Origin of the sequence: Bifidobacterium sp. H6bp9 (assembly GCF_032193695.1) — a bacterium.
GTDB lineage: Bacteria > Actinomycetota > Actinomycetes > Actinomycetales > Bifidobacteriaceae > Bombiscardovia > Bombiscardovia kimbladii.
The window spans coordinates 298517-310896 of the sequence record NZ_JASTZY010000001.1 but is presented as its reverse complement, the minus strand read 5'-3'; the positions used below and the strand labels follow the sequence as shown (position 1 = coordinate 310896).

Genomic DNA, 12380 nt, shown 5'->3' with positions numbered 1-12380 from the left:
AGGAGCGAGATAATGGTGGGATAGACTTAAGGCCATGTCCGATGAAGCCCGATCAGCCAGCATGACCGCCCACACGGCAGTGGCTCCTCCGCCCGATCCACAGGCAGCGGTCTCTATTCGCGCCCTGGTCAAGTGCTACCAGGGCCGGCCTGCTGTCAATGCCCTCTCTCTGGATATTCCCAGGGGGTCCTTCTATGGGATTGTCGGCCCCAACGGCGCGGGAAAGACCACCACGCTGAACATGGTGACCGGCCTCCTGGCGCCTGACTCCGGAAAGGTCATGATTCTGGGCAGGGACGTATGGTCTGACGTGGATACAGCCAAGCGGATCATAGGCGTCATGCCCCAAGGCGACCAGATCTTCGACAGGCTGACCGGTCTGCAATTGCTGGTCTACTCGGGCATGCTGCGTCGAATGCCGCGCGAGGAGGCGCTGAGCAGGGCCAGGGACCTGCTGGAGGCTTTTGACCTGACCGATGCCGGAGGAAAGCGCGTCTGCGATTATTCATCCGGAATGACCAAGAAGATTTGCCTGGCTACTGCCATGATTCATTCCCCCAGACTCCTTGTACTGGATGAGCCTTTCGAATCGGTCGACCCGGTCTCCAGCGCCAATCTCAAGGACATCCTTGTCGAGTATGTCGATACTGGAGGAACCGTGGTCATTTCCTCGCATGTCATGGCCCTGGTGGAGCGGATGTGCACGCATGTAGCCATCATCAATCATGGTCTGGTTCGGGCTGATGGCACGGTGGCCCAGGTCGCAGCAGGGGAGGATCTGGAGGATCGCTTCCTGGATCTCGTCGGCGGCCGCCATCAGGCCCGCCGGATCGCTTGGCTGAACGGTTCCGGGTCCGAGGAAGACCAGGAGGCGGAATGAGAACGGCAGCCACCATCATCGCCATGCGTTGGTCCATTACCTGGGGAACGGTCAAGCACTCCTCCTGGCAGATGGTCGGCGCCATCATCAGCCTGCTCATGGCCATTGGCATCTGCCTGGCCTCATGGCAGGCTGCGCTGGCACTGGGGGGATGGCTGCCCAAGGCCGATCCGGGCGACCGCCAGCGTATGGGAACCATCTTGGTCCTGTTCCTCGTCGGGCTGACCCTGGGAGTGATTCTGATCCAACTGACCTTTCTGGGCCAGGGGTCGATACTGGGCCCTTCGCGATTCGTCCTTTACGGGATTCCTGACGGCCAACTGCAGGTGGGGCTCTACCTGGCCGGGCTGACCGGGCCTGCGGGATTGACCGGTCTTGTCTGCTTCCTGGCTCTGACGGCCATCTATGCCCGCATGGGTGTCGGAGCTTCGATCGTGGCTTTAATCGCAGCCCTGCTGGCTGTCATGGTGTTGCTGGCCTTGTCCCGTGCAATTTTGGACCTGGTCGGTACACTGATGGTTTCTCGGCGCACCCGGTCCGGGCTCTATCTGCTGGTCACCATGGTGATCATGGTTTTGTGCATGCTGCCCTCTTTGCTGAGCAGTGAGATTATGAACGGCATGGCAATGGACGCCGACTCCATGAAATCCGTGGCCGATTTGCTTGCTTGGACGCCGCTGGGTGCCGCTGTCCGTCTGCCTGAGGATCTTATTTTGGGATCATGGTGGGCTCTGGCCGGACGTCTGTTTATGGAGCTGGCCACACTGGCTCTCTGCTTCATGATCGGCATGGTGTGTCTGCGTCATGACCGTTTGCATACTGGGGCGAGGGCTGAGCGGCCGACAGCTTCCAAGGGACTGGGGATGCTGGGCCGGTCCCGGAACACTGTGGATGCAATGATCGCACGGCTCCTGATCTATCTGCGTCAGGATTCCCGCAAGCTGTCTATCTATCCGCTTTTGCTGGTCCTGATGGTTCTGTACGCAATACTCTTCCGTCAGATGCCCATGCTGATATGGCTGGGACCGGTTTTGGGCGCCCTGATACTGGAGATTCCCGAGGGCAACGCTTTGGCCTACGATGGGCTCGCCCTGCGCATGGAGATAGCTGCGGGAGTGAAGGGTCGTGAGGACCGGCTGGCCCGTGTCCGCAGCCATCTGATCGTGGCCATGCCCTGCATGCTCCTGCTCGGGCTGGTGACTTTGATCCTCTCCGGGGCAATGAAGGGCGGAAGGGACCTGGCCATCTCCTTGGATATGCTTGCTGTGACGGTCGGATTGCTTCTGTCTGGTCTGGGAGTTGCTCAGATTTTCTCGGCCCTGCTGATCTATCCGGTCCCCTCTATGGACCAGCCCTTCACTTCGCCCCAGGGGCGTGCTGTTGCCCAAGGCTTCCTGCCAATGCTGCAGTTGCTGGCTAGCCTGGTGATCATGCTGCCCACTTTATTAGTGGCGCTGCTGTCCATGACCAAAGGCGGGATGCTTCCGCTCTGGCTGCCTATGCTGGTAGCACTGGCCAACGGTTTGATTACCCTCGCCATAGGTGTAGCTTTAGGGTCCCGGATCTTCGATCGTCGACAGTCGGCCATTCTGCTGACTCTGGACCGCTATGCCTCTCTGCAGTCCTGAGGCAGTGACAGAACCAGTACTAGGCTGGTTGGATGATGCCTACCGATCCGAACTCGGTTGGCGAACACAAGTCCGGGAGTGAGCAATTGGGTGACAGACATCAGCTGCGCATGACACGCCGTCGTCGGATCAAGCGACGCTGGCGGGTGGCCCTGGCCACGCTTGTGGCTGTCATACTGGTTGCCGGCTATGCATGCATGGACCTGGCTGACCTGGTGCCTGGACCGCTGACCTTGGCCAAGACCAGTCATTCTTCGGTCCCCCCTGCGGTCATGATGGGCGTGCCGCCGACCCTTGCCGCCGACAAGCCTGGGTCCGCAGCGGATGCCGCCCAGGTCCAGCAGCTGGTCAACGCTTTCGCCGATACGCCGGGCCTGGGCAATGGCTACTCGCTGGTCGTGCGACAGGCTGACGGACGGGTGCTGGCCCAGAAGAACGCCGACCAGGCGCGCCAACCGGCCTCCACCATGAAGACCTTGACCGCAGCCGCAGCCGCCTCTGTTTTGGACATGTCCTCACAGCTGGATACTGAGGCGGTTCTGGATTCCTCTGCTCCCTCGCAGGCAACGCTGACCCTGCGCGGTCACGGCGATATGCTCCTAGGGGTAGGCAAAGACGACCCCATGCATGTCAATGGCCGGGCCGGTCTAGGGACTCTGGCCGAGAAGACGGCTCAGGCTCTGCGCCAGCAGGGGATCGACCGAGTGGCCCTGGCCTACCAAGACACGCTTTTCGGCGACGATCGGGAGCCGGAGGGAATTGCAGAAAATAATCCTGATGGAATCTACTTCCAGATGCCGGTCTCCATGGCTGTGGATGAGGCCCGGCAGGGACGGACTGAGCCTGTTGTCTACCCGGATGCAGGGGTTTACTTGCCCAGGGTCGAAAACCCGGCTCAGGCCGCTGCAGTATCCTTCGCCAGCCGCCTGATGGAGTCCGGGATCCAGGTGGACAATGCCCAAGGCCCGGACCGGACCGACCACGCCCAGGGCAGGGTTCTGGCCCGTATCAGCTCGGCGCGGCTCAGCGAGGTCATGTCGCTGATGCTGCGCAACTCCGACAACAGCCTGGCCGAGCTTTTCGGCCGTCTGACCGCCTTGGCCCTGAACATGCCCAACAGTCCAGCTGGGGCTATGAAAGCCGTTGTCAGCACGCTGAACAAGCTGGGCGTGGACACCGCGGGACTCAACATGGCCGACTGCTCGGGGCTTACTCCTGGCTCCGTCCTGCGGGTGGGCACCTTGGCTGACGTCCAGCAACTGGCTCTTGCTGACAAGGGCTTGACCCCCCTAGTCAAGGGCCTGTCTGTAGTGGGCCTGACCGGCACAGCGGCCAGCCGAAAGGTGGATGACCAGGCTGATGGACTGATTCGGGTCAAGACCGGCACTCTGGATCAGGTGACCTCGCTTACGGGCAATGTGATTCGTCGCTCTGGCGGCGTTTTGGTCTTTGCTGTGGTCATCAACGATTCCGAGGACGCGGCTGCTGCCCGACAGGCTGTGGACACCTTGGTCGGATCCTTGGATCGGATTTGAGCAGGAAGAAGCCTGGACCATGGTCTATTCAGCGGCAATGAAAAAGGCGGTGGGGCTCCTGCGTTCGACCCTTGACGGGGAGGGCTTGGGCCTGCAGGATCAGCGGTTCGCCCAGCACGGGGTGCATCGGCCCGATCCGGATGCCCCATTGATTCTGGTGGCCTGCTCTGGAGGCCGGGATTCCCTGGCCCTGGCCTGTGCGGCCCACCTGGTGGCCGACATGACCGGGCTGCGGTGCGGTGCCCTGCTGATCGATCATGGTCTGATGCCTGATTCGGATCAGGTCGCAGAGCGCGCGGCTGGAACCTGCCGAAAGCTGGGATTGGATCCGGTCCGCGTCACCAGAGTGGATGTACCGGTCACCTCGGCCGGCCCTGAGGCCGATGCACGTGCAGCCCGCTACCAGGCGCTCTCCGAACAGGCCCTCGAGCTGGGGGCCAAGGCCGTCCTTCTGGCGCACACTCGTGACGATCAGGCTGAGACGGTGCTGATCGGACTGATTCGCTCACAGGGGCTGGAGGCCATCACCGGCATGGCTCGGCGTGTGGAGCGTGGGGGAATGCGTTACCTGCGTCCCTTTCTGGACCTGGACCGGAAGGATACCACGGCTATTTGCCGCCAGCAGGGGATCGACTGGTGGGATGACCCTACTAACGGCGATGATCGACCGGCTGATTCCACGCTTCCCGAGACCCTGCCGCTGCGCTCGCGGATCCGCCACGACCTGCTGCCGGCCTTGAATCGCTTCGCTGGGCGGGACATGGCCCGCCGCCTGGCCCTTGGCGCGGATATGGCCCGTCTGGATCAGGATTATTTGGACACCCAGGTGGATGGCTTGTTCCAGCGGCTGGTCTCCCGCCCCGATTCGGACCAGATAGCCAAGGGGGTGCTGGCCTGCTTGGATGCCCACGGATTGGCCGACTGCCATCCAGCTCTGCGCACCCGCTTGCTGGCCCAGGTACTGACCAAACTGGGCATACGGTTCACGGCCGTGCAGGTCCAGGCTCTGGATAATTTGGTCTGCCGGTGGCACGGCCAGCAGGGCCCTCGTTTTCCCAGCTCTCATACAGCAATCCGTAAGGGTCAAGTCATTCTCATATGCAATGATGGAGACCATGCGCATCGCTGATATTCAATCCCATATCGACCATGAACTGGTGTCCAAGGAACGGATAGAAGAGCTGATCAACCGGACGGCCAAGCAGGTCAGCCGGGATTACCGGGGCAAGAACCCGATCATGCTGGCCGTGCTCAAGGGGGCTTTCAACACGCTTGCCGCCCTCTCGCAGGCCGTCACCATTCCGGTTCAGATCGAGTTCATGAGCATCTCCAGCTATCCGGCAGGCAAGACCAGCGTTTCTGAGGGAGACCTGGACATCAGGATGGATTTGGACTGCGATGTGCGCGGTCGGCATATTCTGATCGTTGAGGATATTATCGATTCCGGCTACACCTTGCACTGGTTGGTCGAGCATCTCAAGGAGCGAGGGGCTGCATCGGTGGAGATCTTCACTCTGCTGGACAAGACCTCGCGGCACGAGGTGGAGGTGGATGTCAAATATCCAGGGTTCGCCATACCCGACGAATTCGTTGTGGGCTTTGGGCTGGATTACGACGAGCAGTACCGTAATCTCGACTCGATAGCCGTACTCAGGTCCGAGGAATACATGGACCCGACCCAGAAACAGGATCATCAGGATCAGGGGGAGCAGTCATGAGCTACTCGCAGGGACCGCAGCAGGGTCCGCCCAATGGGGGCAAGGACAACGGAGACAAGGGCAACAACCCCTTCAACTTCAACCTGGGCAACAACGGTTCTGGCCCCAATGGGGGCAACCGCTCATTCTGGCGTTCCCCTTGGCTCTGGGGGATTCTGGCCGTGGTCATCATCCTGGCCATCTTCGGCTTCTTCAGCAGCCAGAACGGCGCTCAGACCATCGATACCCAGGACGGCCTGGAGCTGCTGAACGACCGCAGCAGCATGGTCAAGAAGGCCGAGATCACCGAGAAAATGCAGGTCGTCGAGCTCAAGCTCAATAGTGACTTCGTCAAGGATGTGCCCGGCTTCCGCGGCAACCGCACCTCCAAGAACTTCGGCAAGGACGTGCAGTTCTACTACGTGGAGGCTCAGGGGCAGCAGGTGGTCAAGGCCGTAGAGAAGGCCAAGCCCTCCGAGGGGTACAACTCGGTGGTGCCGCAGACCAGCATGATGAGCTACCTGATCTCCTCCATCCTGCCCATGCTGATCATTTTGGGAGTCTTTTGGTTCCTGCTCTCGCGCATGTCCTCGGCGGCCGGCGGCGGCATGTTCGGCATGGGGGGCAAGAAGAACTCCGCCAAGCTCAGCGACGGGCAGACCCCCAAGACCAAGTTCTCGGACGTGGCCGGCGAGGAGGCCGCAGTCCAGGAGGTGGAGGAGATCAAGGAGTTCCTCAAGGATCCCTCCAAGTACAAGGCCCTGGGCGCTCGCATACCCCGTGGCGTCCTGCTCTATGGCCCCCCTGGAACCGGCAAGACCCTGCTGGCCAGGGCCATCGCCGGCGAGGCCAGCGTGCCCTTCTACTCCATGGCAGGCTCTGACTTCGTCGAGATGTTCGTCGGTCTGGGCGCCTCTCGAGTGCGCGACCTGTTCGATGAGGCCAAGAAGAACGCGCCGGCCATCATCTTCATCGATGAGATCGATGCTGTGGGCGGCAAGCGCGGCTCCGGAATGAGCGGTGGCCATGACGAGCGCGAGCAGACCCTGAACCAGCTGCTGGTGGAGATGGACGGCTTCGACAACGACACCAACCTGATCATCATTGCAGCCACCAACCGTCCCGACATTCTGGATCCGGCCCTGCTCAGGCCCGGCCGGTTCGACCGCCAGGTAGCCGTGGAAGCTCCTGATCTGGAGGGCCGTGAGGCCATCCTCAAGGTCCATGCCAAGGGCAAGCCCTTCGTGCCTGACGTGGATCTGCACACTGTGGCCGTGCGGACGCCTGGCTTCACCGGCGCCGACTTGGCCAACGTGCTCAACGAGGCTGCTCTGCTGACCGCACGTTCCGATGCCCAGCTGATCGACAACCGGGCCATCGACGAGGCCATCGACCGCGTGCTGAGCGGACCTCGGCGGCGGACCAAGGGCATGGCTCTGGCCGAGATGCGCAACACCGCCTACCATGAGGGCGGCCATGCCATGGTTGCTGCGGCCCTGCACCACACCGACCCGGTCACCAAGGTGACCATTCTGCCTCGCGGGCGGGCCCTGGGCTACACCGCGGTCATGCCCACCACGGACCGCTACTCGCAGTCCCGCAACGAGCTGCTGGACCAGATGGCCTATGCCATGGGCGGCCGTGTGGCGGAGGAGGTGGTCTTCCATGACCCGACCACTGGCGCCTCCAACGACATCGAGAAGGCCACCAGCATCGCCCGCCAGATGGTCCTGCAGTATGGGTTCTCATCCAAGTTAGGCGCCATCAAGTGGGCTGACGAAAATGACCAGGACGCCGGACTCGATGCCCTGAAGCCCCACAACTACTCAGAGAAGACGGCCGAGGCGATCGATGAGGAGGTCCACAATCTCATCGAGACGGCTCACGAAGAGGCTTGGCGGATCATCACTGAAAACCGTGACGTGCTGGATGAGCTCGTTCGACAGCTCCTGGTCAAAGAGACTCTGAACAAGGACGAGCTGGCTGCGGTCTTCGCTGGTCTGCGCAAGGCTCCCGAACGTCAGCTCTGGCTGTCTGCGCCGGATCGGCCGGACTCCGAGCAGCCTCCGGTGGAGATTCCTGAGGAGCTCAGGCGCAGCGTAAACGGACCGTCCGCAGAGGACCAGCACTGAATTCTGAATCGGCTCGGTGCCCTGCATATGGTTCCGGGGCCGGTGCCAGTGAATCTTCCAAGGCGAGGGAGGAGCGTACATCATGGATTCCATCCGTCTGAGTTCCATCAAGGTCGCACCCCTGCATGGCCAGCAGAAGCCTGGGCTCGGCTACCAGGTCGATGCCGTCCTCTACCTGGATTTGAGTGAGGCAGGCAGGCTCAACGACGGCACTCAGACCGTGGACTATGTGCAGATTGTCCGGCGGATCGTCAACCTGGTCCAAAACGAGCCGGCTGATGAGATTCTGGAGTCCCTGACCGCCAAGGTGGCTGATGCCATCCTGCTCTCCCATCAGATCCGCCGCACCCGGGTCACGGTCACCCGTCTGGGTGCTGACCAGGGAACAGGGGTCGGTTTCCAGGTGGGCGTCACCCTGGAGCGTGCGGCCGACGATCAGGTGGAAGGCAACCCGGCCAGCATGGAATCTGGACGAGTCAGGGGCGGCGGGAATGCTGCTCTAGGGCATCCCTCCTTCCTGCTGTCTGGTCAGGCCGATTCTGGCCATGCGGCACAGGCCCGGCTGCGTCACCCCGTAACCTCCTCCACGCAGAACGGCCTGTCCTCAGATTTGGAGAATGATAACGAAGCGTCTAGTCAGCCGACTGTCGAGGGGGCCAAGCCAAAGGGCCTTCTGATGCGTGATGTGATTGCGCTGGAGGGAGCATCGGGAACCGACCGGCTGACCATGCTTCGTGCTCTCGCAGCCTTGGACGGGATCCCCGGCAGCCAGTTGGTCGGCATCTCGCCCCTATATGCCTATCGGGACGACCAGGGGGATCAGCGTCTATCGGCCGTGGTTATTCTGCAGACACCGCTGAATCTGGAGGAACTGCGGTCGGCCCTGGACATGGTGGCCGCCCCTATCAGACAGATGGGCGGATTGGATGCAGACGTGGTCGAGGTGGAGAGCTTGGATGGTTCGGTTCTGTCCTCTCAGGACCGTCCGCCTCTGCTGGCTGCCCATGCTCCATCGCGCATTTTGATTCCCTGGGCTTACTTGGAGCCTGAACACAGTCTGCCTGGAGCTGACGGATCCTGTCTGGCAAGCCTGGCCAACCGCGCTCCTGACCGGGATCGCATCAGCCTGGTCTCGGAGGACTGGATTCTGGACGGGTTGTCATGAGGGCCCGCCGCACACCGCTCGTGCACTATCTGGTCGCCCTGGTCTTGGGGCTGATGGGAGGCGCCGGCATCTCGGAACTGGGCATGTCCACCAGGACGGACCTCATGGGGGTTCCCTGGCTGGTCAGCGTATTGCTCTTCCTGCTGGGGGCGGCCATCCTGATCATGGCCTTCCAGGTGCATCGCTACGCCAAGGGAGACCGCAAGGAGATGGATTTGCGCTTCGCGGTCAACGTGCTGATCATGAGCAAGGCCTTGGGCGTTGCCTGTGCCGCCCTGTTGGGCTGGTATGGCAGTCAGGCACTGATCAGCATGGGGCATGCAGGCGCGCCCTATTACACGCGGGTCATGCAGGAGTGCCTGGTCGCCTCCCTGGTCTGTCTGATCGATGTGGTGACCGGAGCTGTGGGGGAGTGGCTCTGCCAGTTGCCCCCGGATGACGGGCCTGAGAACCCCGATCGGCGCAAGTCCTCACGAAGACCCATGGCCGATGCGACCGATACCGCTGACAGGGCGAAGATAAAGGCCAATTCAAGTAAAAGGCCGGGCTGAACAGCGTTCGAGGCCGTAGCCTAAGGCATTTCCGAAGATGGCCGACCTGCTGCAGACCAGGCTGTTGACTCTTCGCCTTGGAAAAATACGCGATGACCTTGTGGCCGCTCAGTTTTTAGGCACCCTGATCATGGCCTCCTGAACCATGTAGGCTGCCAAATCACCCTGACGGTTGTAAACCTTGGCCATGCACAGGCTGCGGCCGTGGTCGGCCACTGGGGACTCCTGAATAAAGCAGTGCCAGTCGCAAGGATCCAGATCCTGATACCACCACATGGCATGGTCGATGGAGGCGAAGGAGATCCCCGGGGTGGTCATGCTCAGCCCGGCACGGCGCAGGGCGGGCTCCATCATGATCTGATCGCATTCCATGGCCAGCAGGGCCCGGCGCATCAGCGGATCCAGGTCGGCACTTCCCTGGGTGCGGCTCCAAACGGCCTGGCGGCTCCTGCTGTCATCCTCGGAATCCCTTTTGTCTGCCTCATCTGCATCATCCAGCAGGACCGTGCCGCCGACGTGGCGCATGTCGAAGGGGCTCTGATGGGCATAGTAGTCAGCGAAGGGGGACTGGTCGGCATAGGGTTCCATCAGCTCCCGGGAGCCGGGCAGGTCCTCCGGATCGGGCAGCCCCGTCGGCATGGGGTCGGCATAGCGGATGCCCTCCTGGCCGACCTGCTGGTAGGAGAGCAGGGCGTTCAGGATGGTCCGTTCCCCCTGGTGCAGATCAACACGTCTGGAGGAGAAGGAGTGCCCATCTCGAATGGTCTCGACTTCAGCTTGAACGTCCTGATCCAGGAGTCCAGTGCGCAGGTAATAGGCGTGCATCGAGTGGGGCAATCGACCTTCCGGCACGGTCCGCCCGCCGGCCATGATGGCCTGACCCAGCAGCTGGCCCCCGTAAAGGCGGCCTGTGGGGAAGTCCAGCGATTTGCCTAGAAAACGGGAACGGCCATCGGCAGGCTGCTGTTTTTGCAAATTCAACCCGGCGATGGCCTGGGCCAGTGCTTCATCCTCGGTGCTCATGCTTCTCCTGGGCCCTCGATCCCTCGTGATGTGCTTCGTTTAGCGGGTCAGCTTGCGGTGGATGCGGTGGGGCCTGGAGGCCTCCTCGCCCAGACGCTTGACCTTGTTCTCCTGGTAGGCCTGGAAGTTGCCCTCGAACCAGTACCAGGAGGCCGGATTCTCGTCCGTGCCCTCCCAGGCCAGAATATGAGTGGCGATCCGGTCCAGGAACCAGCGGTCGTGGGAGATGACCACAGCGCAGCCGGGGAAGGCCAACAGGGCGTTCTCCAGGCTCTCCAGGGTTTCCACATCCAAGTCGTTGGTCGGCTCGTCCAGCAGGAGGAGGTTGCCGCCCTGCTTGAGGGTGAGTGCCAGGTTCAGTCTGTTGCGCTCGCCGCCGGATAGGACGCCGGCCGGCTTCTGCTGATCCGAACCCTTGAAGCCGAATGAGGCCACATAGGCGCGGGTGGGCACCTCGATGCCGCCGACCTCGATGAAGTCCAGCCCGCCGGAGACCACCTCCCAGAGGTTCTTGTTGGGGTCGATGCCCTCGCGGTTCTGATCCACATAGGAGATCTTGACCGTGTCGCCGACCTCCAAGGAGCCCGATGTCAGAGGCTCCAAGCCCACAATGGTCTTGAAGAGCGTCGACTTGCCCACGCCATTGGGCCCGATGACGCCCACAATCCCGTTTCGAGGCAGGGTGAAGCTCAGATCGTCGATCAGGACGCGGTCGCCGAAGGCCTTGTGGATGTGCTCGGCCTCCAGCACCTTGGAGCCCAGACGGGGACCCGGCGGAATCTGAATCTCGGAGAAGTCCAGCTTCTTGTTGTTCCGGGCCTCGTTCTCCATCTGCTCATAGCGCTCCAGACGGGCCTTGTTCTTGGCCTGCCGGGCCTTGGGGGAGGAGCGGACCCATTCCAGTTCGTTGTTGAGACGCTTGGCCAGTTTGGCGTCCTTCTGCCCCTGGACCTCCAGACGCTTGGCCTTGGTCTCCAAGTAGGTGGAGTAGTTGCCCTGGTAGGGGTAGAGGTGGCCGCGGTCCACCTCGCAGATCCATTCGGCCACGTTGTCCAGGAAGTACCGGTCGTGGGTCACGGCCAGGACAGCGCCCTTATAGGTGTGCAGGTACTGCTCCAGCCAGAGGATGGACTCGGCATCCAAGTGGTTGGTGGGCTCGTCCAGCAGGAGCAGGTCGGGGGCTTCCAGCAGCAGCCGGCATAGAGCCACCCGGCGGCGCTCCCCTCCAGAGATGACCGAGACCGGGGTGTCCGGGTCGGGGCACTGCAGGGCATCCATGGCCTGATCCAGCTGGGAATCCAGATCCCAGCCGTTGGCGGCATCAATTTGCTCCTGGAGCTGGCCCATCTCGGTCATGAGGGCGTCGTAATCGGCATTGGGATCGGCCATCTGCTCGCCGATCTGGTTGAAGCGATCCACCTTGCTCATGATGTCGCCGAAGGCCATGCGAATGTTCTCGCCAACGGTCTTGTCCTCGTCCAGCGGCGGCTCCTGCTGGAGGATGCCTACCGTGTAGCCGGGGGTGAGCTGAGCCTCGCCGTTGCTGACCGTGTCCAGGCCAGCCATGATCCGCAGCAGGGTGGACTTGCCCATGCCGTTGGGGCCCACCACGCCGATCTTGGCGCCGGGCAGGAAACTCAGGGTCACATCGTCCAGGATGACGCGGTCGCCGAAGGACTTGCGCGCCTTGATCATCTGATAAATGAATTCGGCCAAGAAGCTACCTCACAGAACCATAGAAAAGACAGTGGAAACTGCATTCATGGTAG

At 61.9% G+C, this 12380-nt stretch carries 10 protein-coding genes; 8 read left to right on the top strand and 2 right to left on the bottom strand.

Going from position 1 to position 12380, the window contains the following annotated elements:
* Nucleotides 1-34 precede the first annotated feature (34 nt).
* The 8 genes from QRX40_RS01245 to QRX40_RS01210 all read left to right on the top strand — a co-directional run bounded on the left by QRX40_RS01245 (nt 35) and on the right by QRX40_RS01210 (nt 9588).
* Nucleotides 35-880 carry an ABC transporter ATP-binding protein gene (locus QRX40_RS01245; RefSeq protein WP_313835774.1) on the top strand — a complete coding sequence of 282 codons (846 nt, stop codon included), beginning with the start codon at nt 35-37 and terminating at the stop codon, nt 878-880.
* Nucleotides 877-2508 carry a hypothetical protein gene (locus QRX40_RS01240; protein ID WP_313835773.1) on the top strand — a complete coding sequence of 544 codons (1632 nt, stop codon included), beginning with the start codon at nt 877-879 and terminating at the stop codon, nt 2506-2508. Before QRX40_RS01245 ends, QRX40_RS01240 begins: the two co-directional genes overlap by 4 nt.
* Before the next feature lie 86 nt (nt 2509-2594).
* Nucleotides 2595-4043: a D-alanyl-D-alanine carboxypeptidase gene (locus QRX40_RS01235; RefSeq protein WP_313835771.1), complete on the top strand. Its 1449-nt coding sequence runs from the start codon at nt 2595-2597 to the stop codon at nt 4041-4043.
* A 19-nt stretch (nt 4044-4062) separates the two neighbouring features.
* Complete coding sequence (gene tilS, locus QRX40_RS01230; protein ID WP_313835769.1) at nt 4063-5172, top strand: tRNA lysidine(34) synthetase TilS; 1110 nt, start codon at nt 4063-4065, stop codon at nt 5170-5172.
* Nucleotides 5159-5761, top strand: a complete 603-nt coding sequence (gene hpt / locus QRX40_RS01225) for a hypoxanthine phosphoribosyltransferase (RefSeq protein ID WP_101432715.1) — start codon at nt 5159-5161, stop codon at nt 5759-5761. The genes tilS and hpt overlap by 14 nt, the downstream gene beginning before the upstream one ends.
* On the top strand, nt 5758-7872 hold the full coding sequence (gene ftsH, locus QRX40_RS01220) for an ATP-dependent zinc metalloprotease FtsH (RefSeq protein ID WP_045924746.1): 2115 nt from the start codon (nt 5758-5760) through the stop codon (nt 7870-7872). Before hpt ends, ftsH begins: the two co-directional genes overlap by 4 nt.
* An 82-nt stretch (nt 7873-7954) precedes the next feature.
* Nucleotides 7955-9037 carry a dihydroneopterin aldolase gene (locus tag QRX40_RS01215; RefSeq protein ID WP_306221232.1) on the top strand — a complete coding sequence of 361 codons (1083 nt, stop codon included), beginning with the start codon at nt 7955-7957 and terminating at the stop codon, nt 9035-9037.
* Nucleotides 9034-9588 (top strand): DUF3180 domain-containing protein, encoded by a 555-nt coding sequence (locus QRX40_RS01210; RefSeq protein WP_313835768.1) that lies wholly within the window; start codon nt 9034-9036, stop codon nt 9586-9588. Before QRX40_RS01215 ends, QRX40_RS01210 begins: the two co-directional genes overlap by 4 nt.
* A 108-nt stretch (nt 9589-9696) precedes the next feature.
* Here the strand turns inward: QRX40_RS01210 and QRX40_RS01205 are convergent, their stop codons facing one another.
* Together QRX40_RS01205 and ettA are read right to left on the bottom strand one after the other, a co-directional pair.
* Nucleotides 9697-10611 (bottom strand): acyl-CoA thioesterase domain-containing protein, encoded by a 915-nt coding sequence (locus QRX40_RS01205; RefSeq protein WP_313835767.1) that lies wholly within the window; start codon nt 10609-10611, stop codon nt 9697-9699.
* 39 nt (nt 10612-10650) lie between these two features.
* Entirely contained in the window at nt 10651-12327 is a 1677-nt protein-coding gene (ettA, locus tag QRX40_RS01200) for an energy-dependent translational throttle protein EttA (RefSeq protein ID WP_313835765.1), read from the bottom strand.
* Nucleotides 12328-12380 lie beyond the last annotated feature (53 nt).